Origin of the sequence: Geodermatophilus poikilotrophus (genome assembly GCF_900111455.1) — a bacterium.
Classification (GTDB): Bacteria; Actinomycetota; Actinomycetes; order Mycobacteriales; family Geodermatophilaceae; genus Geodermatophilus; species Geodermatophilus poikilotrophus.
In genome coordinates this window covers 349,627-374,000 of the sequence record NZ_FOIE01000002.1, presented here as the reverse complement: position 1 = coordinate 374,000, position 24,374 = coordinate 349,627, and the positions used below count along the sequence as shown (strand labels likewise).

The 24,374-nt window shown below is 74.5% G+C and carries 18 protein-coding genes; 5 read left to right on the top strand and 13 right to left on the bottom strand.

Features of this window, described 5'->3' with window-relative positions; all coding sequences use genetic code 11:
* Positions 1-173: 173 nt before the first annotated feature.
* Positions 174-1,607: a type I glutamate--ammonia ligase gene (gene glnA / locus BMW27_RS06230; protein ID WP_091440684.1), complete on the bottom strand. Its 1,434-nt coding sequence runs from the start codon at positions 1,605-1,607 to the stop codon at positions 174-176.
* 164 nt (positions 1,608-1,771) lie between these two features.
* Here glnA and BMW27_RS06225 point away from each other — a divergent pair, with 164 nt between their 5' ends.
* Positions 1,772-2,191 carry an RDD family protein gene (locus BMW27_RS06225; RefSeq protein ID WP_091440681.1) on the top strand — a complete coding sequence of 140 codons (420 nt, stop codon included), beginning with the start codon at positions 1,772-1,774 and terminating at the stop codon, positions 2,189-2,191.
* Positions 2,192-2,242: 51 nt separating this feature from the next.
* Here BMW27_RS06225 and BMW27_RS06220 read toward each other — a convergent pair whose 3' ends face one another.
* The 4 genes from BMW27_RS06220 to BMW27_RS06205 all read right to left on the bottom strand — a co-directional run bounded on the left by BMW27_RS06220 (position 2,243) and on the right by BMW27_RS06205 (position 8,016).
* Positions 2,243-3,085 carry a DUF4191 domain-containing protein gene (locus BMW27_RS06220; RefSeq protein WP_091440677.1) on the bottom strand — a complete coding sequence of 281 codons (843 nt, stop codon included), beginning with the start codon at positions 3,083-3,085 and terminating at the stop codon, positions 2,243-2,245.
* 86 nt (positions 3,086-3,171) lie between these two features.
* Positions 3,172-4,146: a lipoyl synthase gene (lipA, locus tag BMW27_RS06215; protein WP_091440674.1), complete on the bottom strand. Its 975-nt coding sequence runs from the start codon at positions 4,144-4,146 to the stop codon at positions 3,172-3,174.
* A gap of 78 nt (positions 4,147-4,224) precedes the next feature.
* Complete coding sequence (locus BMW27_RS06210) at positions 4,225-5,403, bottom strand: hypothetical protein (RefSeq protein ID WP_091440671.1); 1,179 nt, start codon at positions 5,401-5,403, stop codon at positions 4,225-4,227.
* Between the two features lie 333 nt (positions 5,404-5,736).
* Entirely contained in the window at positions 5,737-8,016 is a 2,280-nt protein-coding gene (locus BMW27_RS06205; RefSeq protein WP_091440667.1) for a putative bifunctional diguanylate cyclase/phosphodiesterase, read from the bottom strand.
* A gap of 235 nt (positions 8,017-8,251) precedes the next feature.
* On the opposite strand from BMW27_RS06205, the gene leuS reads away from it, so the two are divergent.
* A complete protein-coding gene (leuS, locus tag BMW27_RS06200; RefSeq protein WP_091440664.1) occupies positions 8,252-11,143 on the top strand; it encodes a leucine--tRNA ligase in 2,892 nt (963 codons plus the stop codon).
* A 57-nt stretch (positions 11,144-11,200) separates the two neighbouring features.
* Here the strand turns inward: leuS and lipB are convergent, their stop codons facing one another.
* Genes lipB through BMW27_RS06185 form a run of 3 tightly spaced genes read right to left on the bottom strand, consistent with a single transcriptional unit; the run spans position 11,201 to position 13,845 of the window.
* Positions 11,201-11,842 (bottom strand): lipoyl(octanoyl) transferase LipB, encoded by a 642-nt coding sequence (gene lipB, locus BMW27_RS06195; RefSeq protein ID WP_091440661.1) that lies wholly within the window; start codon positions 11,840-11,842, stop codon positions 11,201-11,203.
* Between the two features lie 21 nt (positions 11,843-11,863).
* Complete coding sequence (locus BMW27_RS06190; RefSeq protein WP_091440656.1) at positions 11,864-12,598, bottom strand: Type 1 glutamine amidotransferase-like domain-containing protein; 735 nt, start codon at positions 12,596-12,598, stop codon at positions 11,864-11,866.
* A gap of 2 nt (positions 12,599-12,600) precedes the next feature.
* Positions 12,601-13,845, bottom strand: coding sequence for an FAD-dependent oxidoreductase (locus tag BMW27_RS06185; RefSeq protein ID WP_091440652.1), 1,245 nt, complete (start codon positions 13,843-13,845; stop codon positions 12,601-12,603).
* A 118-nt stretch (positions 13,846-13,963) separates the two neighbouring features.
* Here BMW27_RS06185 and BMW27_RS06180 point away from each other — a divergent pair, with 118 nt between their 5' ends.
* Positions 13,964-15,550: a serine/threonine-protein kinase gene (locus BMW27_RS06180; protein WP_245743333.1), complete on the top strand. Its 1,587-nt coding sequence runs from the start codon at positions 13,964-13,966 to the stop codon at positions 15,548-15,550.
* A gap of 6 nt (positions 15,551-15,556) precedes the next feature.
* On the opposite strand, the gene BMW27_RS06175 is transcribed toward BMW27_RS06180, so the two are convergent.
* The 3 genes from BMW27_RS06175 to lpdA form a co-directional block, all read right to left on the bottom strand.
* Positions 15,557-16,465 (bottom strand): TIGR01777 family oxidoreductase, encoded by a 909-nt coding sequence (locus BMW27_RS06175; protein ID WP_091440644.1) that lies wholly within the window; start codon positions 16,463-16,465, stop codon positions 15,557-15,559.
* Between the two features lie 66 nt (positions 16,466-16,531).
* Positions 16,532-18,454 carry a 2-oxoglutarate dehydrogenase, E2 component, dihydrolipoamide succinyltransferase gene (sucB, locus tag BMW27_RS06170; RefSeq protein ID WP_091440640.1) on the bottom strand — a complete coding sequence of 641 codons (1,923 nt, stop codon included), beginning with the start codon at positions 18,452-18,454 and terminating at the stop codon, positions 16,532-16,534.
* Positions 18,455-18,504: 50 nt separating this feature from the next.
* On the bottom strand, positions 18,505-19,884 hold the full coding sequence (gene lpdA, locus BMW27_RS06165) for a dihydrolipoyl dehydrogenase (protein ID WP_091440637.1): 1,380 nt from the start codon (positions 19,882-19,884) through the stop codon (positions 18,505-18,507).
* Positions 19,885-20,037: 153 nt separating this feature from the next.
* Between lpdA and BMW27_RS06160 the strand changes: the two genes are divergently transcribed.
* The gene (locus BMW27_RS06160) at positions 20,038-20,376 is read left to right on the top strand and encodes an oxidoreductase (protein ID WP_091440633.1); all 339 of its coding nucleotides are present in this window, start codon (positions 20,038-20,040) and stop codon (positions 20,374-20,376) included.
* 80 nt (positions 20,377-20,456) lie between these two features.
* On the opposite strand, the gene BMW27_RS06155 is transcribed toward BMW27_RS06160, so the two are convergent.
* Positions 20,457-21,968 carry a leucyl aminopeptidase gene (locus BMW27_RS06155; protein WP_091440630.1) on the bottom strand — a complete coding sequence of 504 codons (1,512 nt, stop codon included), beginning with the start codon at positions 21,966-21,968 and terminating at the stop codon, positions 20,457-20,459.
* Positions 21,969-22,074: 106 nt separating this feature from the next.
* On the opposite strand from BMW27_RS06155, the gene gcvT reads away from it, so the two are divergent.
* Positions 22,075-23,193, top strand: a complete 1,119-nt coding sequence (gene gcvT / locus BMW27_RS06150) for a glycine cleavage system aminomethyltransferase GcvT (protein WP_091441479.1) — start codon at positions 22,075-22,077, stop codon at positions 23,191-23,193.
* A 55-nt stretch (positions 23,194-23,248) separates the two neighbouring features.
* Here gcvT and BMW27_RS06145 read toward each other — a convergent pair whose 3' ends face one another.
* Entirely contained in the window at positions 23,249-24,373 is a 1,125-nt protein-coding gene (locus tag BMW27_RS06145) for a YihY/virulence factor BrkB family protein (protein ID WP_091440627.1), read from the bottom strand.
* Position 24,374 lies beyond the last annotated feature (1 nt).

The following is a 24,374-nucleotide window of genomic DNA, read 5'->3' as shown; positions in this document are numbered from 1 at the left end:
ACGACGGCGGGACGTCTCCGACCGTCGCGGACGATCTGGTCCCCGGGGATTGACACATCGGCCTGCACGGTACCGGCGTCCCCTCCTGGGCGACCGGGCCGCCTCGCGCCGCGGACGCACCGCGGCCCCCGCCCTCTGCACGAGGACGGGGGCCGCGCAGCGGAGCGCCGGGCTCAGATGTCGTAGTACATCGCGAACTCGTGCGGGTGCGGGCGCAGCCGGATCGGGTCGATCTCGTTCTCCCGCTTGTACTCGATCCACGTCTCGATCAGGTCGGGGGTGAACACCCCGCCGTCGATGAGGTACTCGTGGTCGACCTCGAGGCGGTCGAGGACGGCGTCCAGCGAGGCCGGGACCTTCTCGATGCCCAGGGCCTCCTCGGGCGGGAGCTCGTAGAGGTCCTTGTCCACCGGGGCCGGTGGCTCGATCTTGTTCTTCACGCCGTCCAGGCCGGCCATCAGCATCGCCGAGAAGGCGAGGTAGGGGTTGGCCGACGGGTCGGGCACCCGGAACTCGATGCGCTTGGCCTTGGGGCTGTCACCGGAGATCGGGATGCGGGTGCACGCCGAGCGGTTGCGAGCCGAGTAGACCAGGTTGATCGGGGCCTCGTAGCCCGGCACCAGCCGGTGGTAGCTGTTCACCGTCGGGTTGGTGAAGGCCAGCAGGGACGGCGCGTGGGCGAGCAGCCCACCGATGTAGTGCCGTGCCATGTCGGACAGGCCCGCGTACCCGGTCTCGGCGTGGAACAGCGGCTCGCCGTCCTTCCACAGGCTCTGGTGGCAGTGCATGCCCGAGCCGTTGTCACCGAACAGCGGCTTGGGCATGAACGTGACGCTCTTGCCCTCGGCCCAGGCGGTGTTCTTGATGATGTACTTGAACAGCATCAGGCTGTCGGCCGAGCGGAGCAGTGTGTCGAACTTGTAGTTGATCTCGGCCTGGCCGCCGGTGCCGACCTCGTGGTGCCCGCGCTCGAGCTGCAGGCCCGCCGCGGTGAGGTTGGTCATCATCGTCGAGCGCAGGTCGCTCTGGTGGTCGTAGGGCTCGACCGGGAAGTAGCCGCCCTTGGGCCGGGTCTTGTAGCCCAGGTTGGGGCCGCCGTTCTCGCCGGTCAGGGCACCGGTGTTCCACGAGCCCTCGACCGCGTCGATGTGGTAGTAGCCCTCGTTGATGCCGGTGCCGTGCCGGATCGAGTCGAAGACGTAGAACTCCGCCTCGGCGCCGAAGTAGGCGGTGTCGGCGATGCCGCTGGAGGCGAGGTACGCCTCGGCCTTCTTCGCCACGTTCCGCGGGTCCCGGCTGTAGGCCTCACGGGTGATCGGGTCGTGGATGAAGAAGTTGACGTTGAGCGTCTTGTGCCGGCGGAACGGGTCGAGGAAGGCGCTGTTGGCATCCGGCAGCAGCAGCATGTCGGACTCGTTGATCGCCTGGAACCCACGGATCGAGGACCCGTCGAAGCCGAGGCCCTCGGAGAACGTGTCCTCCCCGAAGGTGGACGCCGGGATCGTGAAGTGCTGCATGACGCCGGGCAGGTCGCAGAAGCGGACGTCGACGTACTCGACGTCGTTGTCGCGGATGTAGGCGGCGACCTCGTCGGGACTGGTGAACATCGATCCTCCGGGTTGGGGCGGACAGCCGGTGTCGAACCTACGAGCGGGCGGTTGCCCTCGGGTGTCTCGGGTGTTTCGGCCCGGTAACAACGCCTCCGGCGTGTCGCCGGCCCGCTGCTCGTCGGCCGGGCGGGTGTCCTGCAGGCGCCTCCTACGCTGGGGTCATGGTCGGGGACGCGCAGCCACCCTCTCAGGAGCGCCCGCGTGGCGCCGCACTGGGACTGCCCTCCGACGGCCCCGGCTCGCTGGCGACCTTCTCCAGCCGGGTCGGTGCCTTCTCCGTCGACGCGATCGCCGCGGCGCTGGTCGCGGGGCTGTTCACCTCCCCGGTGCTGCCCGGCAACTGGAGCCTGCTGTCGTTCGCGCTGATCACCGTCGGCACCCTGGTCGCCTTCGGGCAGACGCCGGGCATGCGGCTGCTCGGGCTGCGGCTGGCCCACCCGCGGCCCGGGCGACGAGTGGCCCTGTGGCGGGCCGTCGTCCGCACGGGCCTGCTCATGGTGCTGGTGCCCGCGCTCGTGGTGGACGCCGACGGGCGCGGGCTGCACGACCGGCTGACCGACACCGCGGTCGTCCGGGGCTGAACGCAGGAGAGCCCCCGTGCCGGCCGGCACGGGGGCTCTCGTCGCGTCGTCCTACCGCCGGCGCACCTGGCGCTGGCTGACCGTCATCTGACGGCCGCCGGGCATCGGGCCGCCGGGGACCGGCATCCGCGGCCCGCCCAGCGCGGACAGCCGCTTGCGCAGGGCGTTGAGCTCACCGCCCGAGAGGTTGCGGGGCAGCTTCATCACGTGCGCGCTGAGCTTGCGCAGCGGCACCTGGCCCTCCTCGTCGCCGACGAGGACGTCGTAGATCGGGGCGTCACCGGCGATGCGGGCGATGCGCTTCTTCTCCTGGGCCAGCAGCGGGCGGACCCGGGAGGGCGAGCCCTCCGCGACCAGGATGACGCCGGGACGGCCGAGCACCCGGTGCACGGCGTCCAGCTGCGTGGTGCCGGCGACGCCGGAGGAGACCTGCCAGTCGCCGCGCATGCCCTCGAGCACCCACGCCGCGGCGCCGGGCTGGCCCTCCACCTGGCGGTAGGCCGAGCCCTGGGCGCGGCGGCCGAAGACGATCATCGCGGCCAGCAGACCGAAGATGATCGCGATGGGCAGGAAGAGGAACGGCGCCCCGAAGAGGATGGCGATCAGCTCGATGACGGCGGCGACCGCGACGAAGGCGATGAGCATGACCCAGGGCAGCTTGGGGTCGTTCTTGCGGGTCAGCGAGTAGGCCTGCTTGATCATGCGGGCCTGGTTGCCGACCTTCTTGAGCCGGCCCACCTTGGGCCGGCCGTCCTTGCCGACCGTGCCTGCGCCTCGGCCGGAGGCCGTGGCCCCGGTCGACCCGCTCCGGCCGCGGAAGCGGGAGCCGGGCCCGGTGGCGGCCTTGCCGGTGCCGGCGGGCGCGGGGGGGTCGGTGGGCCTGCTGCGTGCCATACCCACAGGATAGTCGGAGGACCCGCTGCCTCCCGCCGCTCGCGAGCTCACGGCGGGCCCCTGCAGCGGGCCAGGGAACGCCGTCCTCAGATCGAGCGGGTCAGCCCGCGCGCCTCGACGGCCTGCTGGTACAGCCGGCCGGCCCGGTAGGAGCTGCGGACCAGCGGCCCGGCGAGCACGCCGGGGAAGCCGATCTCCTCGGCCGTCTGCTGGAAGCCGACGAACTCGTCGGGCTTGACCCAGCGGACGACGGGGTGGTGCCGGGGTGAGGGGCGCAGGTACTGGGTGATCGTCAGCAGGTCGCAGCCGGCGTCGTGGAGGGCCTGCATCGTCTCGACGACCTCGTGCGGCTCCTCACCCATGCCCAGGATCAGGTTGGACTTGGTGACCAGCCCGGCCTCGCGGGCGGCGGTGATGACCGCCAGCGACCGCTCGAACCGGAAGCCGGGGCGGATCCGCTTGAAGATGCGCGGCACGGTCTCGACGTTGTGCGCGAGCACCTCGGGCCGGGAGGAGAAGACCTCGGCGAGCTGGGCCGGGTCGGCGTTGAAGTCGGGGATGAGCAGCTCGACGCCGCAGCCGGGGACGGCGGCGTGGATCTGCCGGACCGTCTCGGCGTAGAGCCAGGCGCCGCCGTCGGGCAGGTCGTCCCGGGCGACGCCGGTCACGGTGGCGTACCGCAGCTGCATCGTGGCGACGCTCTCGGCGACCCGGCGCGGCTCGTCGGCGTCGAAGTCGGCGGGCTTGCCCGTGTCGATCTGGCAGAAGTCGCACCGCCGGGTGCACTGGTCGCCGCCGATGAGGAAGGTCGCCTCCCGGTCCTCCCAGCACTCGTAGATGTTGGGACAGCCGGCCTCTTCGCAGACGGTGTGCAGGCCCTCGCGGCGCACCAGCGACTTCAGCTCGGTGTACTCCGGGCCGGTCTTGAGCCGCGTTTTGATCCACTCCGGCTTGCGCTCGATCGGCACCTGGCTGTTGCGGACCTCCAGGCGCAGCAGCTTGCGGCCGGAGGGTGCCAGCGGGGTGTCGGACGAGGGGGTCGGGGCCGCCGTCTCGCTCATGATCGACCACGGTACCCCCGGAGACGGCAACGCCCGCCTCGGTCGAGGCGGGCGTCGCTGCTCAGGGGTGGGGTGCGGTCAGGTCGCCGGGTTGCGCGGGTCCTCGGAGTCGGAGCCGACCCCGCCGGAAGCGGTCTGCGGCTGGTCGTTCGGCGAGGCGGTGGCGGTGTCCAGCGCCGGGTCGTCCGGGCTGGTCGTGGCGGTGCCGGGGGTGGCGGAGCCGGGGCTCTCCGTGGGCTTGGACTGCTGAGCCCACGAGCCGGCGTCGGTGTCCGGCGGTGTGGCGTCGCCAGGCGTGGTCTGGGCGGTCGAGACGGTCTTGCCGGAGTTGCTCGGGGAGCTGGGCACGGGGTCCTCTCGGTAGCTCGGCACGGGCCCGTCGCCGGTGGGGGCGGGGGTCCACAGGTCATCGGAGCCGCTGCGACGGCGCAGCACCACCGCCACGGCGGCGGCGATGCCGAGGACGGCGAGCAGCCACGGCCAGCGCCGCGGCTGGGACTCGATCCCGACCTTCCGCTTCACCCCCTTACCCGCCTTGGCGGCCTTCCTCTCCAGTTCCCGGCGCTTCTTCGCCGCCGCCTTCTCCAGCTCGCCCCGCTTCTTCGCGGCCTTGGCGGTCGCGGCGGCCAGCTCCAGGCGGCGCAGGTCGAGCTCGTCGCGGGCGCTGCCCAGGCCCGAGGTGAGCGACTCGCGGGTGGTCTCCAGCACGGGGGCCACCGCCTCGCGAGCGGCGAGCACCCGGGGCGCGGCGTAGGCCAGGGTGGCCGCCTGGGCGGCCACCACCCGGGGGACGAGGTCCTCCACCAGCGTCTTCTGCGCCGCCTCGCGGGCGGCCTCGACGCGTGGCCCCAGGTCGGTGGCGGCCTTGGTGGCCGCGGCCTGGGCGGCGGTCACCGCGGCGGCCAGGTGCGGGGCGGCGGCCTCACGAGCGGCCTCGACCCGGGGGGTCAGCGCGTCGCGGGTCGCGACGACGTGGGGGCCGAGGGCGTCGCGGGCGGCCTCCACCCGCGGGGCCAGCGCGTCCCGGGCGGCCTCGACGGCGGGTGCGGCCACGGCCACCGCGGCGGCGACCTTGGGCGCGACCGCCCCCATGGCGGCGTCCAGCGCCGGGCCGCTCGCCTCACGGGCGGCCTCCACGCGCGGTGCCAGCTGGTCCGTCGCCGCCTTCCGGGCCTCCGCCACCGCCGTCCCGATGTGGGCGAGGCCCTCCTGCAGCTCCTCGCCGATGATCTGGCCGTGCGTCTTCTTGCGGAACACGGGATGCACCTCCGGTTGATCGTGTCGGCGGCCATCCTGCCCGCTCACCGCGGACGGCACACCCCGAGCGTGGTCCCCGGGACGGCGGCCGCAGGAGGGGCCGGGCAGCGTCGTCGGGTGCAGCTGCGCACCTCCACCGGACCCCGGCGGGGCGTCATCCACGACGAGCAGGCGGCCGTCGCGCGGCGGACCGAGGGCCCGGTCCCGACGCCTGCTCCGCTCCGACCCCGCCCGGTGGGGGGAGCGACGGCCCACCCGGGACGACCTACGCGCGGGCGACCCTCGCCGGCCCGCCGCGAGACCGGCTGCGCCCCAGCCGGGCGGACGGTGTCGTCACAGCTGCGCCGGGACGGACGCCCGCAACCACTCGAGGAACGCCTCCACCGGCATCGGCCGGGCGATCGCGTACCCCTGCGCGGTGTCGCACCCGAGACCCGCGAGGACGGCGCCGGTGTCGTCGTCCTCGACGCCCTCGGCCACCAGCGTGAGACCGAGGTCGTGGGCGAGCGCCACGGTGTGCCGGACGATCGCCGCGGCCCGCGGGTCGCGGCCGACGTCCCGGGTGAGGCTCCGGTCGAGCTTGAGCTCGTCGGCCGGCAGGTGGCGCAGGTAGGCCAGCGAGCTGTAACCGGTGCCGTAGTCGTCGATCGACGTCCGGACACCGAGCCGCCGCAGCTCACCGAGGACGACCCGCCCCCGGTCGGGGTCGGCCATGAGGGTGTCCTCGACCAGCTCCAGGGTCAGCGCCGCAGCCGGCAGACCGTGCCGCGCCAGCGCCCCGGCGACCTTGGTGGGCAGGTCGAGGTCGGTGACGTCCGCCGCCGAGAGGTTCACCGAGACGGGCACGCGGCGCTCCCGCCACCAGCGGGCGGTGGCGGCGAGGGACAGCTCCAGCACGGCGTCGGCGAGCGGACGCAGCAGCCCGGCCTGCTCGGCGGCGGGGAGCAGCTCGGCGGGGGAGAGCAGGCCGCGGGTCGGGTGGTGCCAGCGGACCAGGGCCTCCGCGCCGACGACGCGGCCGTCCTCGAGGGCGACCTGCGGCTGCAGGTGGACGGCGAGCTGGCCGCCGTCCTCCAGCGCCGTCCGCAGCTCCTCCATCGTGTGCAGGCGGTCCCCGGTGCCGCCGCGCGGGTCGGGGACGTAGGCGCGGACGCCCTCCCGGCTGGACTTGGCCGTGTACATGGCGACGTCGGCGCAGCGGAGCAGCTCCTGCACCGTCGCTGCGGGGACGGGGGCCGTGGCGACGCCGATGCTCACGCCCACGTGCAGGCGGGTCCCCTCGACGGTGAAGGGCTGCAGCAGCTGCTCGCGGATCCGCACGGCCCGCTCCTGGGCCTCGTCGAGTGGGACGTCGGGCAGCAGGACGGCGAACTCGTCACCACCGAGCCGGGCCAGCGTGTCCGAGGCGTGCAGCACGCCGTGCAGTCGCGGCCCGACCTGCCGCAGCAGGCTGTCGCCGGCGTGGTGCCCCAGGCTGTCGTTGACCTCCTTGAAGCCGTCCAGGTCGAGCAGCAGCAGGGCGGCGGGGTGGCGGGCAGTGGCGGTGTCCAGCATCCGGCGGGCCTCGTCCAGCAGCGCCCGCCGGTTGGGCAGGCCGGTCAGCTCGTCGGTCCGGGCCTGCTCGCGGACCTCGTTGAAGGCGCGGACCTCACGGAAGGTGATCGCGGTGCGAGCCAGGGCGGCGACGACGCACCCGACGGCGAGCCAGGCGGCCGCGGCGGAGAACCGGTGCCCGTAGCCGGCGGCGAGGATCACCAGGCTCGCCAGGTTGCAGGTCAGCGGCAGGGCCAGGACGCGCCAGCCGACCCGCGTGCCCGCCCGCGCGCCGGCCTGCACCGACGCTCGGGCGGCGTCCGGGTCGCTGGTGTGCGCCGCCAGGGCGAACAGCGCCATCGCGGACAGCCAGGTGAGGTCGAGCGGTCCACCCTCGACGTAGACGCCGGCAGTCGCGAGGTCCAGGTAGACGATGTCACCGACGAGGTTGGCCGCGATCGCGGCGCCGACGAGCAGCAGCGTGCGCTCACGCCGGACACCCAGCATCGCGCTCACCCCGACCAGCAGGGCGAGCAGGACGACGTCGGCCACCGGGTAGGCGAGGTTGGTGAGGACGGCGGCCAGGTGCCCCTCGGTGACCTCCAGGGCGGGCCCGAGGAGGAGGGCGACGGCGACCGCGCCCGCGCCGAGGGCGCCCACGACCCCGTCGAGCCACATGCTGGCGTGGAACCGCGCGACGCGGGCACGGATCAACCCGATCAGGGCGACGTAGAGCGGGACGTAGTAGACGAGGTAGCAGGCGTCGGCGATCGACGGGAACGGTTCCTCGGGCATCGGCGCGACGACCAGGCTGTAGACCAGGTTGCCCACGAGGCCCCACACGAGGGAGGTCGTCATCGCCCACCAGGCCAGCCGGTCGGCCTGCGCCCGCCGCGCCGCGATCCCGCAGACCAGGGCGGCCCCCACGTACACGAGGTTGTAGAGGACGAGGTCGTAGGCGACCGCCCACACCTCGCCGTCCGGACGGCTCCACACGCCGGTGGCGAACAGGGCCAGGGCCGTCAGCGTCAGGCCGAGGGCGTGGCGGGACGGGGCGGCGGTGTGCCGGGTGGGTCGCACCTGACCGACATCGGCCGGAGCGCAGCGGGGCTCCACCCGACCCGTGCCATCTCCCCACTGCGGGTGAGGCCGGGCCGGGTGGCCGCGCGCGGTAGGCTGGAGGGGTGACCAGGCGGCTCCTGCTTGCGCGGCCGTGCTGACCTGAGACCCCCCGTCAGCACGGCGACCCCTCCTGCGTGAGGGGTCTTTTGCTGTCCGTCGCCGGTACGAGCCCCCGAGGACCAGGAGCACCACGATGAGCCAGACGGCCGACCAGCCCAGCGCCGATCAGGTGGCGGTCGACGTCCCGCCGCACCGCTACACACCCGCCCTGGCGCAGCGGATCGAGCTGGCGTGGCAGGACCGCTGGGCGGCCGAGGGGACGTTCCACACCCCGAACCCGACGGGCCGGCTGTCCGAGGGCTTCGAGCGGGTCGCCGACCGGCCGAAGGCCTTCGTGATGGACATGTTCCCGTACCCGTCGGGCGCCGGCCTGCACGTCGGCCACCCGCTGGGCTACCTGGGCACCGACGCGACCAGCCGGTTCCTCCGCATGGACGGCGCCAACGTGCTGCACCCGATGGGCTACGACGCCTTCGGCCTGCCCGCCGAGCAGTACGCCGTCCAGACCGGGCAGCACCCGCGGATCACCACCGAGGCCAACATCGCAGCCATCAGGGGGCAGCTGCGCCGGCTGGGCGTCGACCACGACGAGCGCCGCACCTTCGCCACGATCGACCCGGGCTACTACAGGTGGACCCAGTGGATCTTCCTGCAGATCTTCGGGTCCTGGTTCGACGAGGACGCCGGGAGGGCGCGGCGGATCGAGGAGCTGGTCGCCGAGCTGGACGCCGGCACGCGCGAGCCTGCTCCGGGCACGAACGGGACGGGCCGCCCATGGGCCGAACTGGACGGCGTGGAGCGGCGGAGGGTCGTCGACGCGCACCGGCTGGCCTACCTGCACCAGGCGCCGGTGAACTGGTGCCCTGGCCTGGGCACGGTGCTGTCCAACGAGGAGGTCACGCCCGACGGGCGCTCCGAGCGCGGCAACTTCCCGGTGTTCCGGCGTCCGCTGACCCAGTGGATGATGCGGATCACCGCCTACGCCGAGCGACTGCTCGCCGACCTGGACCGGCTGGACTGGTCGGACGCGGTGAAGCAGATGCAGCGCAACTGGATCGGCCGCTCGACCGGTGCGCGGATCCGGTTCCCCGTCGGGGACCGGAGCATCGAGGTGTTCACCACCCGGCCCGACACGTTGTTCGGTGCCACGTACGTGGTGCTGGCGCCCGAGCACCCCCTGGTCGAGACGCTGACCGCCGCCGCGTGGCCGGACGGCACCGACCCGCGGTGGACCGGCGGCGCGGCGACCCCGGCCGAGGCGGTGCGGACCTACCAGCGGCAGGCCTCCCGCCGCTCGGAGCTGGACCGGCAGAACGAGGCGCGGGAGAAGACCGGCATCTGGCTGGGCGTCACCGCGGTGAACCCGGTCAACGGCCGCGAGCTGCCGGTGTTCATCGCCGACTACGTGCTGACCGGCTACGGCACCGGCGCGATCATGGCCGTTCCGGGCGAGGACACCCGCGACTTCGAGTTCGCGCAGGTCTTCGGCCTGCCGGTGGTCCGCACGGTGCAGCCGCCGGAGGACTTCGACGGCGGTGCCTACACCGGCGCCGGCCCGATGATCAACTCGGCCAACGACGAGATCTCACTGAACGGCCTGGACAAGGCGACCGCGAAAGCGACGATCACCGACTGGCTGGTGCAGCGCGGCCACGGCGAGGCGACGACGACCTACAAGCTGCGCGACTGGCTGTTCAGCCGGCAGCGCTACTGGGGCGAGCCGTTCCCGGTGGTCTACGACGAGGACGACCTGCCGGTCGCCGTCCCGGAGTCGATGCTGCCGGTGCTGCTGCCCGAGGTCGACGACTACTCGCCCAAGACCTTCGCCGACGACGACGCCGACTCCGCGCCGGAGCCGCCGCTGTCCCGGGTCGCCGACTGGACGACGGTGGAGCTGGACCTGGGCGAGGGCCTGCGGAAGTACCGGCGCGAGACCAACACGATGCCCAACTGGGCTGGCTCCTGCTGGTACTACCTGCGCTACCTGGACCCCTCCGACGACACGCAGATGGTCGACCCGGAGCTGGAGCGCTACTGGCTGGGGCCGCGGGAGCCCGCCGACGTCGGAGGCGTCGACCTGTACGTCGGCGGCATGGAGCACGCCGTGCTGCACCTGCTGTACGCCCGCTTCTGGCACAAGGTGCTGCACGACCTGGGCTACGTCAGCAGCGAGGAGCCGTTCCGGCGGCTGGTCAACCAGGGCTACATCTCGGCCTACGCCTACACCGACGAGCGTGGCTTCCACGTGCCCGCCGCCGAGGTGGAGGAGCGCGACGGGCAGTTCCTCCACGAGGGCCGGCCGGTCAACCGCGAGTACGGGAAGATGGGCAAGAGCCTGAAGAACATGGTGACGCCCGACGAGATGATCGGCGCGTACGGCGCGGACACGCTCCGGGTCTACGAGATGTCGACCGGCCCGCTGGAGCAGTCCCGGCCGTGGGAGACCAAGGCCGTCGTCGGGTCGCAGCGGCTGCTGCAGCGGATCTGGCGGGTCGTCGTCGACGAGCAGACCGGCGCGGTCCGGGCGGCGGACGACGTCCAGCCGGCCGAGGAGACGCTGCGGGCGCTGCACCGGGCGATCGCCGGGGTCCGGGACGGGATGTCGACGCTGCGGTTCAACATCGCGATCGCCCGGATCACCGAGCTGACCAACCACCTCACCCAGACCTACGGGGCGGACTCCGCGGTGCCGCGGTCGGTGGCCGAGCCGCTGGTGCTGCTGGTCGCGCCGCTGGCCCCGCACATCGCCGAGGAGCTGTGGGCGCGGCTGGGCCACGGCGAGTCGCTGGCCTGGCACCCGTTCCCGGAGGCCGACGAGCGCTGGCTGGTCGAGGACACCGTGCAGGTGGCGGTCCAGGTCAACGGCAAGGTGCGGGCCCAGGTGACGGTCCCGGCCGACGCCGACGCCGCCGCGCTGGAGGCCGCGGCCCGGGCCGACGACAAGGTCGCCGCGCACCTGGACGGGAGGACGGTGCGCCGCGTCGTCGCCGTCCCCGGCCGGCTGGTCAACTTCGTCCTCGGCTGAAGCCCCCCACCAGGGCACCGCCCCGAGCGTGCGAGGGGTGGGGAGGCGGGTCCTCTCTCAGGCGGGGACGGCGGTCGTGAGCACCTCGCGCATCGCCTGCTCGACCTGGTCGATGACCTCGGCGACGGTCACGTCGCGGCCGAGTTCGGTGGTGAGCGCGGTGGCGCCGGCGTCCACGATCCCGCAGGGGATCATGTTGCCGAACGCCGACATGTCGGGGTCGCAGTTGAGCGCGAACCCGTGCATGGTCACGCCCCTGGCCACCCGGACCCCGATGGCGGCGACCTTGCGGTCCGGGCCGCGGTCATCGGCGCGCACCCACACGCCGCTGCGGCCCTCGACCCGCTCCGTGGCCAGGCCGAGACCGCCGCACACCTCGATGAGCGCTGCCTCCAGGCGCCGCACGTGGGCGACGACGTCGACCGGGTCGGCCAACCGGACGATCGGGTAGCCGACGAGCTGGCCGGGTCCGTGCCAGGTGATCTTGCCGCCGCGGTCCACGTCGATGACCGGAGTGCCGTCGAAGGGGCGCTCGTGCGGCTCGGTGCGCTTGCCCGCGGTGTAGACCGGCGGGTGCTCCAGCAGCAGCAGCGTGTCGGGCCCCTCGCCGGCCACCCGGGCGGCGTGCAGCTCGCGCTGGCGCTCCCAGGCCTCCTCGTAGGGGACCGTGCCCGCCCGGATCACCTGCAGCTCCGTCACGCGCTCAGCCTAAGCCCGTCCTCAGCGCAGGCGCCGGGGCTCGATGCGGGTCTCGACCGCGGTGCCGTCGGGGCCCCGCTGCACCCGGTAGGCGGCCTTGTCCGGCCGGTCGGCGACCGCCTCCACCAGCTCCGTGCCGCGGTAGACCAGCCCCACGCCGTCGTCGGTGGCGTGCCCGCCGGGCAGCGTGCCGTCGGCCACGAGGCGGTGGTACAGCGGACGGCGCTGCTCCTCGGAGTCGTAGTGCACGCCGTTGGACGTCGGGATCAGCCCGAGCCCGTTGGTCACCGGGCGCAGATCGGGGCCGTAGGAGTCGGTCGTGCCGCCGACGTGCCAGCACAGCGATCCGGCCGACACCCCGCCCAGCACGACACCGGCCTGCCACACCTCCCGGAACACCTCGTCGAGCCCGTGCACCCGCCACACGGCGAGCAGGTTCGCGACGCTGCCGCCGCCGACCCAGACGGCGTCCTGCGCCAGCAGGTGCGCGCGCAGGTCGGGAACGGTGGGCATGGGGAAGAGGCTCAGGTGGCTGACCTGCACCCCGCTGCCGGCGAAGGCCCCGTACACACCGGCCACCCGCACCGGGTCGTCGCCGGTGGCGGTGCCGAGGTAGCACAACCGCGGCCGCTCGGACGCCCCCGCGAGCTCGAACGCGAGGTCGAAGACCGGTCCCGGTGCCCAGTCGTAGGGGCCGCGGCGGCGGGAGTCGAAGCCGATGCTGGTGGCCAGGATGGTCGGTGCGGTGGCGGGCACGGTCAGGCAGCTCCTCGCTGGTCGGGGGAGAGGGCACGCAGGACGGCGCGGGCGGCCCGGGCGCCGCTGGCCATGGCGCCCTGGATGGACGGGGTGTCCCGGTGGTCGCCGGCCACGAACAGCCCACCGCCCAGGTCCACCGGCAGCCGCAGGCGCAGCGGCGGGACGGCGGCCGGTTGGGCCTGCGGCACGGTGACCGAGGTGAGGTGCTGCAGGTCGCCGGGGTCGACCCCGTGCAACGCCGCGACCTCGGCCCGCACGTCGGGCTCCCGGGTCGGCGCCAGGGTGGAGCTGGCGACCAGCGCCCGGCCGTCGGGGCTGTAGGCGGGCTGGGCGTCGGTGAGCACGGCGCTGTTCACCAGACGTCCGCCGGGCGTGCCGAGGACCAGCAGCGGCTCCCCGGTCGGGGAGGACGGCAGCACGTGCAGGTGGGTGGTCACCTGCCGGGGCGCGGACGCCGTCAGCCCGGGGACCAGCGCGGCCGCGGTGTCGGGGTCGGAGGCGACGACGACCGCGTCGGCACGGGTGCGCCCGGCCTCGGTGCTGACCGCGTCGCCGCTCACGGCGGTGACCCGGACGCCCAGGTGCACGCGGTCGGCGCCGACCCGCTCGGCCAGCTGCTCGCCGACCGCCTGCATGCCGCGGGCCGGCAGGCCGATCCCCCCGCGGGCGAAGCTCCGCCACAGCAGGTCCAGGTACCGGCTCGAGGTCTCCAGCCGGTCCTCCAGCAGCACGCCGGCGAGGAACGGCCGGAAGAAGCGTTCCAGCGCGGTGTCCCCCACGCCGGCCCGCCGCAGCCGCTCCTCGGCGGAGGTCTCGGGCTCCCGCGACAGCCGGTCGACCGGGGTGTAGGCGGCCCGGGCGGAGTAGGCGGCGACGGCCGCCTTGCGCACCGGCGAGCCGATCGGTGCCCGGAGCGTGTCCAGCGCGGCCGTGGGTCGACGCCGCGGGTCGACCACCCGGAACCGGCGACCGTCGACCCGGATCGCCGCGCCCGGCCAGAACCAGCCCAGGTCGAGGGCCGGCAGGTCGAGGTCGGCGGCGCGCGGGTACGCGGTGTTGAGCACCTGGAAGCCGCGGTCGACGACGAACCCGTCGACCCGATCGGTGGCCAGCCGGCCGCCGGCGTGCGCGGCGGCCTCGGCGACGTGCACGTCCACGCCCGCGGCGGCGAGCCGGAGGGCCGCGGACAGCCCGGCCAGCCCCGCTCCGACGACGACGACCTGGGCGCGGGCGGGCAGCGGCATGGCCCGAACCTAGGACGCGCACCGCCGTGCCACCCGTCCGGGCCCGGTCCTGTGGAGGGGGCCGGCCCCTGTGGACAGCCGGAGCGGGGTCCCCGCGCGGCCGCCTACGGTGCCCGCCATGCCGTCGCCCTCGCCCGCGCCCGTCGTCCCCGGTTACCGGCTGGAGGAGCTGCTCGGCCGAGGCGGGTCCGGTGAGGTGTGGCGGGCGGTGCCCCGGTCCGGTGGCGCACCGGTGGCGGTGAAGCTGCTGGTCGCCGGGGACGCCGAGCGTCAGGCGCGCGAGGCGGCGCTGCTCGGCGAGCTCGACCACCCGCACCTGGTCCGGCTGCACGAGGTCGTGCACGGACCGCGCCGTGGCGGGCAGCCACGCGTGGCCCTGGTGCTCGACCTGCTGCCCGGCGGCAGCCTGGCCGCACTGCTGGCCCGCCGCGGCCGGTTGCGACCAGGGGAGGTGGTCACCGCTCTGGCCCCGGTGGCCGCCGCGCTGGCCCACGCGCACGAGCGTGGGGTGGTGCACGGCGACCTCTCCCCGGGCAACGTCGTCTTCACCGCCGAGGGCCGCCCGGTGCTCACCGACCTCGGGGTGGCGCGGGTGCTGGGAGAGGAGGCAGCCGGTGAGCTCACACCGGCCTACGTCGACCCGACGGTCGCCCGCGGCGGCGCTCCAGGGCCGGAGTCCGACGTCTTCGGTGTCGCCGCGGCGGCCTTCCACGCGCTCACCGGGGTGGCGCCGTGGAACGCCGCGACGCCGGCCGACACGCTGCGGGTCGCCGCCGACGGCGTGCTGCCCGACCTCGCCGAGCTCGCCCCCGACGCGCCCGCGGACCTGCTGGCGGTGATCGCCCGCGGGCTCTCGCCCGACCCGCACGACCGCGGGTCGGCCGCCGCCTTCGCCCTCGACCTGCGGCACGCCTGCCGTCCGGAGCCGGTGCGGTTGCCGCGGACCGGGGTGCCCGACGAGGAGCTCGCCCGCACCCACCGGGGCCCGCGCACCGAGCTCACCCACCAGGTCCCCGGCCGGCACCGGCGGGACCCGGTGGCGCTCGCACCCCACCACAGGAGGGCGGTCACGGCGCTCGTGCCGTCGGGCGGGGCGCTCCGCCGGGTCGGCGCGCTGGCGGGGGTGGCCGCTGCCGTGGCTCTCGTGGTGTGGCTCGGGAGCCCGTGGGGGAGCGACCCGTCCGAGCCGGCGCCGCCCGCGCTGGCCGACCGCGCCGCGAGCGCACCGCGCACCGTCGAGCCGGAGGCGGTGCCGTCGGGGACCGTCCCGGCGCCGGCAGCCGGGGGTGGGGCCGCGGCCGTGCCCGAGGAGGACTGGGCGGCCCGGCTCACCGAGCTCTACCAACGCCGGGCACAGGCTCTCTCCACCGGCGCGCCGGCCTTGCTCGACGGTGTGTACGCGCCGGGCAGCACCTCCCTCACCGCCGACCGGGGCACGATCGCCGCTCTGTCCGCCGCGGGTGAGACGGTCCACGGCTTCGCACCCGAGGTGGTCGACGCCACCGTGCTCGACGGCGCGGCCGCACAGGGCCAGGTGACCCTGCGGGTCGTCGACCGCTGGCCTGCCTACGAGGTGGTGCGCGCCGCGGACCCCGGAGGCCCGGCGCTGCGCCCGGTCGCGGGTCGCGGCGAGGCGGAGGTGCGCATGACGCTCGTGGCCACCTCGGAGGGGTGGCGGATCGCGTCGGCCGAGCGGGTGTCCTGAGCCGGCTCAGCCGCGCTGGAGGGCCACCCGGAGGGCGTCGTCGAGGTCGCGGTGGGTCCACTGGTAACCGGCTCGCTCCAGCGCCGCCGGCACTGCGCGCTGACCGGCCAGCACGCTGGACCGGCCGAACTCGCCCAGAGCCAGCGACAGGACCGGCCCGGGCACCGGCAGGACCGCGGGCCGGTGCACGGCGGCCGCCAGGCGCCGCACGAACTCGGCGTTGGTCACGGGGGCGGGTCCGGTGAGGTTCACCGGACCGGAGACGTCGGCGGTGAGCAGGAAGCGGATCGCGTCCACCTCGTCGTCCAGGCTGATCCAGGGCCAGTACTGCCGTCCCGAGCCCATCCGACCGCCCAGGCCGGCCCGGAAGACCAGGCCGAGGATGCGGACCAGCATGGCGTCGCGCCCGACCACCAGGCCGGTGCGCAGGTGCACGACCCGCACGCCGGCGTCCTCGGCGGTGCGGGTGCCGGCCTCCCAGTCGACGCACAGCCGGGCCAGGAAGTCGCTGCCGGGTGGCGCGTCCTCCCGCACCGGTCGGTCGCCGGTGTCGCCGTAGTAGCCCACCGCCGACGCGGAGAGCAGCACCCGGCGGCGTCCCGGATCGGCCGCGGCCACGGCGGCCAGCGCCTCGCTCACCGTGATCGTGCTGTCGAGCCGGCTGGAGCGCAGCTGCTCCTTGTAGCCGGCGGTGAAGGGGCGCGGCCGGATGGGGGTGCCGGCCAGGTTCACCACGGCGTCGACGTCGGAGAGCAGAGCCGGGTCGATCTGCCGGTGCTGGGGGTCCCAGCGGTGCTCGTCCGCCGTCCGCGGCGTCCGGCGGACCAGCCGCAGCACCTCGTGCCCGTCAGCCCGCAGCGCGGCCACCAGGCGCGTCCCGATCAGCCCCGAGGAACCGGTGACCGCGACCTTCATGTCTGTCCTCCAGGGGGCGGACGCGATCGGGGCCCCGGCTGTCGCCGGGGCCCCGATCGGTGCGGATCAGGCGAGGCCGAGCTCGCCGTGGAACTGACCGGCCTCCAGCCGCTCCTTCACCGTGCCCAGAAAGCGGGCGGCGTCGGCGCCGTCGACGATCCGGTGGTCGTAGGTCAGCGCCAGGTAGACCATCGACCGGACCGCGATGACCTCGCCCAGGCCGGGGTCCTGGACGACGACCGGACGCTTGACCACGGTGCCCACGCCGAGGATCGCCACCTGCGGCTGGTTGATGATCGGCGTGTCGAACAGCGCCCCGCGGCTGCCGGTGTTGGTCAGCGTGAAGGTGCCGCCGCCGAGCTCATCCGGGGTCACCTTGTTGGTGCGGGTGCGCTCCGCCAGGTCGGCGATCTTGCGGGCCAGCCCGCCGATGCTCAGGTCACCGGCGTCCCTGATCACCGGCACCAGCAGGCCACGCTCGGTGTCGACCGCGATGCCCAGGTTCTCGGCGTCGTGGTAGGTCACCGTGCCGGCCTCCAGGTCGATCGAGGAGTTCACGGCCGGGTGGGCCTTGAGCGCCTCGACCGCCGCCTTCGCGAAGAACGGCAGGAACGAGAGCTTCACGCCCTCACGCGCCTCGAAGTCCCGCTTGGCGCGGTCCCGCAGCCGCGCGATCGCGGTGACGTCCGCCTCGACGACCGTCGTCAGCTGGGCGCTGACCTGCAGCGACTCCACCATCCGGCGGGCGATGACGCCGCGCAGCCGGGACATCTTCTCGGTGCGCCCGCGCAGCGAGGTGTCGGGCTTGGCCGCCGGCGAGGGGCTCGGCGTCGGCCGGCCCGAGGCCGCGGCGGCCGGAGCCGGGGCAGCCGGAGCCGGAGCGGCGGCCTTCTCGGCAGCGGCGATGACGTCCTGCTTGCGGATCCGCCCGCCGACGCCGGTGCCGGTGACCGAGGACAGGTCCACGCCGCGGTCGGCGGCCAGCCGGCGCACCAGCGGGGTGACGTACTGACCGCCCCCGTCACCGGCGGGCGCCGGCGCCGGGGTCTTCGGCTGGGCGGGTGCCTGCGGAGCCACCGCCTGGGCCGGCGAGGGCGCGTCGGTGGGGGAGGTGCTCGGCAGGACGCCACCGGAGCCGTAGTCGGCGCCGGGCTGCTCCGAGGCGGGCTGTGCCTGCTGCGGGGTGGGGTCGGCCTGCGGGGTCGGGGCCTTCGCCTGCGCCGGCGCTGCCGGCTCCCGCGGCTCCTCCTGCGACTGCGGCTTCTGCTCGGCCGGGGCGGAGGGGGCCTCCGCGGGGGCACCCCCGCCGCCGGAGCCGGAGCCGATGACCGCCAGCTCCGCGCCCACCTCGACCGTTTCGTCCTCGTCCACCGAGATCGAGAGCAGGGTGCCCGACGCCGGTGCGGGGATCTCGGTGTCGACCTTGTCGGTGGAGACCTCGAGCAGCGGCTCGTCGGCGGTCACCTCGTCACCGACGGACTTCAGCCAGCGGGTGACGGTCCCCTCGGTGACGCTCTCCCCCAGCGCCGGCATGGTCACCGGCGTCCCCTGGCCGCCACCGCCACCGCCACCGCCACCGCCACCGCCGGAACCGCCGTCGGCCGAGGCCGGCGCGGGCTGCGGCTCCTCCTGCGCCTCCTGCGGCGCGTCCGACGGACCGGGACCGGCGTCCTCGACCTGCTCGGCCGGGGTCTGCGGGGTGGTGTCGGCGTCCTCGGCCGACGCGGGGCCGCCGGAGCCGCCGCCGTCGCCCTCCCCACCGATGACGGCGAGCTCGGCTCCGACCTCGACCGTCTCGTCCTCGGCGACCAGGATCCTGCTCAGGACGCCGGCGGCCGGCGAGGGGATCTCGGTGTCGACCTTGTCGGTCGAGACCTCGAGGAGGGGCTCGTCGACCTCGACCTGCTCACCCTCCTGCTTGAGCCATCGGGTGACCGTGCCCTCGGTGACGCTCTCGCCCAGGGCGGGCATGGTGACGGAGGTCGGCATCGGGGCAGGGCTCCTTCTGGCGCGGTGGGTGGGGGAGGTGGTGCGGTGGGTCAGCCGTGCACGTGCAGCGGCTTGCCGGCGAGCGCGAGGTGGGCCTCGCCCAGGGCCTCGCTCTGCGTCGGGTGCGGGTGGATGAGGGCGGCCACGTCGTCGGCCTCGGCCTCCCAGTTGTAGATCAACTGGGCCTCGGCGATCAGCTCGCCGACCCGGCTGCCGACCATGTGCACGCCGACGACGGGGCCGTCGACGGCCTGCACCAGCTTGACCGCGCCGGCGGTCTTGAGGATCTGGCTGCGGCCGTTGCCGCCGAGGTCGTAGTTCAGCGTCTTGATCTCGCCGAAGCGCTCCTTGGCCTGCGCCTCGGTGAGGCCGACCGAGGCGACCTCGGGGTCGGAGTAGGTGATCCGCGGGACGCCGGCGTAGTCGATCGGGGCGGGCTCGAGACCGGCCAGCCGCTCGGCGACGAGGATGCCCTCGGCGAAGCCGACGTGCGCCAGCTGCAGCGTCGGGATGAGGTCGCCGACGGCGGAGATGGTGGGCACGTTGGTGCGGAGGTACTCATCGACGAGGACGTAGCCGCGCTCCATGGCGACGCCCGCCTCCTCGTAGCCCAGGCCCTGGCTGACCGGGCCGCGGCCCACCGCCACCAGCAGCAGCTCGGCCTCGAACTCCTTGCCGTTCTCCATCGACACCTTGACGCCGTTCTCGGTGTGCTGCACGCCCGAGAAGCGGCTCCCGAGCTCGAAGCCGATCTTCCGGCGGCGGAACGCGCGCTCCAGGAGCTTGGAGGACGACTCGTCCTCCAGCGGCACCAGGTGCGGCAGGGCCTCGATGATGGTGACGTCGACGCCGAAGGACTTCCAGGCGCTGGCGAACTCGCAGCCGATGACGCCGCCGCCCAGGATGATTGCCGAGGCGGGCACCCGGTCCATGTTCAGCGCGTGGTCGCTGGTGATGACCCGGGTGCCGTCGATGTCGAGGCCGGGCAGCGAGCGGGCGTAGGAGCCGGTGGCCAGCAGGACGTGCTTGCCCTCGTAGCGCTGCCCGCCGGCCTCGACCGCGGTGGGGGAGACCAGCCGGCCCTCGCCCTCGACGTACTGGATCTTGCGGCTCTTGATCAGGCCCTGCAGGCCCTTGTAGAGCCGGGAGATCACGCCGTCCTTGTAGCTGTTGACGCCGTCCATGTCGATGCCGGCCAGCGAGGTCTTGACGCCGAACTGCTCGCCCTCGCGAGCCAGGTCGGCCACCTCGCCGGCGTGCAGCAGTGCCTTGGTGGGGATGCAGCCGCGGTGCAGGCAGGTGCCGCCGACCTTGTCCCGCTCGACGAGGACGACGGACATGCCCAGTTCAGCGGCGCGCAGCGCGGCGGCGTAGCCACCCGAGCCACCACCGAGGATGACCAGGTCGGCGGGGGAGGTGGGTGCGCTCACGAGTACTCCTCGGGTGCCGGGGCCCGCCTGCGTCTACACGGGCGGGGGATGGTCCGCGTCCATCCTGCCACTCCGGGAACGCGGCCGTGGGCAGCACCGTTGCCACGGCGGACGTCGCGCTCCGAGCGCGGCCCGGGGAGGACGGGAGCGGACATGGGGCTGTGGGGCCGACTGCGGGGCCGGACGCCCGGCCGCGGCACGCTCGACCGGGGCTCCGGACGGGCCGACGTCGCCCATCTCGAGCAGTTCGTCGCCACCCGGCGCGGCGTCGAGGGGTACGTCGAGCCCCGGACGGCGGTCACGGAGACCACGATCGTCCTGGTCGCCGCGGACGGCGAGTGGACGCGGCGCCGGATCGACGGCCCGGGGACCGGCCGTAGGCTCTCCCGCGAGCTGGGCATCCCCGTCTACGACGCACAGGTGACCGGCTACCCGCAGCGGATGCGGGACTGGTCGAAGAAGAAGGACCACCCTCCCCGCTCGCCTCGGTGAAGGACCCCGTCCCCTCACCCCTCGCAGGCTCGGGGCGAGCCTGTGGACGGGGCCGTCCCTGACGGGGCCGTTCCCGCAGCTCACCCGTCGGCGATGAGGTCCTCGATGGTCGCCAGCAGCGTGCGCACCGGCACTCCGGTGCCGCCCTTGGGCGTGTAGCCCCAGGGAGCTCCGGTGTTGTAGCTCGGCCCGGCGATGTCGATGTGCGCCCACGGCACCCCGTCCGGCACGAACTCGGCGAGGAAGTGCGCCCCGACCAGCATGCCGCCCATCCGGTCGGCGTTGGCGTTGACGAAGTCGGCAATCGGCGAGTCCAGCCCGCGGCGCAGTTCGGCGGGCATCGGCATCGCCCACATCGCCTCGCCGCTGCGGGCCGAGGCGGCCACGACGGCGTCGCGCATGTCGTCGCTGCCCATGACCCCGGCGGTGCGCGAGCCGAGGGCGACCAGCTGCGCGCCGGTGAGCGTGGAGGTCTCCAGGAGGGCGTCGGGGGAGTCCTCGGCCGCTCGCGCGAGGGCGTCGGCCAAGATGACGCGGCCCTCGGCGTCGGTGTTGGTGATCTCGGCCTTCTTGCCGTTGCGGAAGGTCACCACGTCGGCAGGGCGGTACGCGGTCCCGCTGGGCAGGTTCTCCGCGATCGGGACGGTGGCGGTGACCTCGACCGGCAGGCCCAGCTCGGCGACCAGGCAGACGGTGGCGATCACGGCGGCTGCGCCGGCCATGTCGCTCGTCATGTGGTGCATGTTGGCGGCCGGCTTGATCGACAGGCCGCCGCTGTCGAAGGTGATGCCCTTGCCGACCAGCGCGACCTTCGTGCGGGCCCGCTTGCCCGAGTAGGTCAGCCGCAGCAGGCGCGGCCCGCGCGCGGAGCCGCCACCGACGGCGAGGACCCCGCCGTAGCCGCCGGCGATCAGGGCGTCCTGGTCGAGCACCTCGACCTTGAGCCCGGCCGCCTTCCCGGCGGCTGCGCCACGGGCGGCCAGCTCGGCGGGGTACAGGTCGTTGGGCGGGGTGTTGACCAGGTCGCGCACCAGCGTGATCGCGTCGGCGACCGCGCGGGCGCGCTGCAGCGGCGCCTTGGCGTCCCCGGCGTCGGGGACGACGACGGTGAACTCCCGCGGCGGGGTGGGCCGGCCGTCGGTGGCGGACTTGTAGGCGGTGAACTCGTAGGCGCCGAGCAGGCTGCCCTCACCGACGGCGTGCAGCCGCTGCCCGTCGGGTGTTCCGCCGACCGCGGCCAGCAGGGTGACCACCGACGCGCGGCCCGACAGCGCCCGGCTCGCCGCACCGGCGGCCCGGCGGAGCGCCTCGGGGGCGTACCCACCACCGACCTGGGGCGCGCCGAGGCCGACGACGGCGACCACGGGGAACGGGCCCTGGCCCAGTGAGGCGACCCGGGTGACCTCGTCCTCGGCGCCGGTGGCACCCAGGTGGGCGAGGGCGGTGAGCAGCCGGCCACCCAGCAGCCGGTCGACGGCCTCCGCGCCGGGCGTGGGCAGCGGGCCGTCAGGGCCCTTGCCGACGCCGACGACGACGGCGTCGGCGGAGAGCTTCTCGAGCGGGCGGTCGGTGGCGGAGATCGTGGGCGGCACCGCTCGATCCTAAGAGGGCCCCGTGCCCCCCACGCCTCGCAGGCTCGGCGCGGGCCCCTCCCTGCACGGGGGCCGTTCCAGCACGTCGCCGGATAGCGTGCCGTCCGTGACCCCGCGGACCTCACCCCTGCACGACCGGCACGTCGCGGCGGGCGCCAAGCTCGCCGACTTCGGGGGCTGGTCCATGCCGATCGAGTACGCCGGCGGCGGGGTGCTGGCCGAGCACGAGGCCGTCCGCACCGGCGTGGGCCTGTTCGACGTCTCGCACCTGGGTACGGCCACGGTGCGCGGACCTGGCGCGGCGGCGTTCGTCGACAGCTGCATGACCAACGACCTGTCGCGCATCGGGCCGGGTCAGGCGCAGTACACGATGTGCTGCCTGCCCGACGGCGACCCGCGGGCCGGGGGAGTGGTCGACGACCTGATCGTCTACCTGCACGGCTCGGACGACGTCCTGCTGGTGCCCAACGCCGCCAATGCCGCCGAGGTGGTGGCCCGGCTGGCCGGTGCCGCGCCGGCCGGGGTGACGGTCACCGACCGGCACACCGAGGTCGCCGTCCTGGCCGTCCAGGGCCCGCGGTCACCGCAGCTGCTGGCGTTCCTGGGGCTCCCCGGCGAGCTGCCCTACATGTCCTTCGTGACCGGCGTGGGCGGCGGCTCGGCCGAGGTCACCGTCTGCCGGACCGGTTACACCGGCGAGCACGGCTACGAGCTGCTCGTGGCCGCCGACCGGGCCGGCGAGCTGTGGGACGTGCTGGTCGAGACCGGGCAGGACGAGGGGCTGCGGCTGTGCGGCCTGGGTGCTCGCGACACGCTGCGCACCGAGATGGGCTACCCGTTGCACGGCCACGAGCTCTCCCCCGAGATCACACCGGTCCAGGCCCGCGCCGGGTGGGCGGTGGGCTGGCGCAAGCCGGCGTTCTGGGGTCGCGAGGCGCTGCTGGCCGAGAAGGAGGCCGGACCCGCCCGCCTGCTGTGGGGGCTGCGGGCGCCCGGTCGCGGGATCCCGCGACCGGGGATGGCCGTCCTCGACGCCGACGGCGCCCGCGTGGGCGAGGTCACCAGCGGCACCTTCTCGCCGTCTCTGCGCACCGGCATCGCCCTGGCCCTGCTGGACACCTCGTCCGGCGTGGCCGAGGGCAGCGAGCTGGCCGTGGACGTGCGCGGGCGGCCGCAGCCCGTGGAGGTCGTGCGGCCGCCCTTCGTCCCCTCGCGGGTGCGCTGAGGCCGCCTGCAGGGGCCCGCCGCGAGCCTGCGAGCGTGGGGGCAGGGGTCCTCCTTCAGCTGCGCTGGTGTGACTCCTTGGTCGGCACCGGCGGGTCGGGCAGCGAGTCGGCCATCGTGGCGTCGCGCTCGCCCATCGGCTGGGGCGGGCCCTGGGTCGTGTCCTCCGCCGTCTGGTGCTCGGCCTCGGAGTTGATCTCCGCGCCGAGCAGGATCAGGTAGCAGGTCAGGTACAGCCACAGCATCAGCACGATGACGCCGGCGATGGCCCCGTAGGTCTTGTCGTAGGACCCGAAGTTGTCGACGTAGATGCTGAAGCCCAGGCTGACCAGGGCCCAGATCACGGTGACGACGACGGCGCCGAGACTCACCCAGCGCAGCTGCGGGGCGTCCCGGTCCGGGGCGACGCGGTACAGCACCGCCAGCGACCCGGCGAAGATGCTGAGCAGCAGGACCCACCGGACCACCTGCGCGAGGACCGTGGCGAACGGGCCGAGAGGCAGCGCGTCCAGGAGGTTCGGGACGACCGCGACGAGTCCGAACGTGATCAGCACGAAGAGGATCGCGCCGAGGGTCAGGCCCAGCGAGACGGCCTTGCGCTTGATGAAGCCGCGGGTCTCCACCTCGTCGTAGGCCAGGTTGACCGCTGTCACCAGGTTGCCCACGCCGCCGGAGGCGCTCCACAGCGCGCCGAGCACGGAGGCGGCCAGCCCGAAGCTGAGCGCCCCACCGCTGTTGGTGACGATGCTGTTGAGCTGGTCCCCGATCAGGTCGGCGGCGCTCTGCGGGAGCTGCGCCGAGAGGTCTTCGACCTGCCGGGCCACGGTCTCGGGGGAGGCGACCAGCCCGTAGATGTTCATCATCGCGATCAGCGCCGGGAAGATCGCCAGGAAGCCGAAGAACGCCACGCCGCCGCCGATGATCGGCATGTTGTCGGCGTTGTTCTCCGCCCAGGCGCGCTGGACGATCTGCTTCCAGCCCCGCCAGGGGATCTCGGTCGGCTTGTCCGCGGTGACGCCGGGCAGCTGCTCCTCGCTGGGTGCGCCCGGTGGCGGCCGGTCGGCCTGCGGGTGCGGGCCGCGGGCCTCCGCCGCCTTGGCCGCAGCCCGCCGCGCCGCCTTCTCCTCGACCCGCTGCTGGATGCGGTCGACGGCGCTCTCACGGTTCCGGGTGCCGGCCACG

Excerpts from the sequence above, each read along its gene's own strand:
- glnA (WP_091440684.1), bottom strand. The coding sequence starts at position 1,607 with ATGTTCACCAGTCCCGACGAGGTCGCCGCCTACATCCGCGACAACGAC.
- BMW27_RS06225 (WP_091440681.1), top strand. The coding sequence starts at position 1,772 with ATGGTCGGGGACGCGCAGCCACCCTCTCAGGAGCGCCCGCGTGGCGCC.
- BMW27_RS06220 (WP_091440677.1), bottom strand. The coding sequence starts at position 3,085 with ATGGCACGCAGCAGGCCCACCGACCCCCCCGCGCCCGCCGGCACCGGC.
- lipA (WP_091440674.1), bottom strand. The coding sequence starts at position 4,146 with ATGAGCGAGACGGCGGCCCCGACCCCCTCGTCCGACACCCCGCTGGCA.
- leuS (WP_091440664.1), top strand. The coding sequence starts at position 8,252 with ATGAGCCAGACGGCCGACCAGCCCAGCGCCGATCAGGTGGCGGTCGAC.
- BMW27_RS06185 (WP_091440652.1), bottom strand. The coding sequence starts at position 13,845 with ATGCCGCTGCCCGCCCGCGCCCAGGTCGTCGTCGTCGGAGCGGGGCTG.
- BMW27_RS06180 (WP_245743333.1), top strand. The coding sequence starts at position 13,964 with ATGCCGTCGCCCTCGCCCGCGCCCGTCGTCCCCGGTTACCGGCTGGAG.
- BMW27_RS06175 (WP_091440644.1), bottom strand. The coding sequence starts at position 16,465 with ATGAAGGTCGCGGTCACCGGTTCCTCGGGGCTGATCGGGACGCGCCTG.
- sucB (WP_091440640.1), bottom strand. The coding sequence starts at position 18,454 with ATGCCGACCTCCGTCACCATGCCCGCCCTGGGCGAGAGCGTCACCGAG.
- BMW27_RS06160 (WP_091440633.1), top strand. The coding sequence starts at position 20,038 with ATGGGGCTGTGGGGCCGACTGCGGGGCCGGACGCCCGGCCGCGGCACG.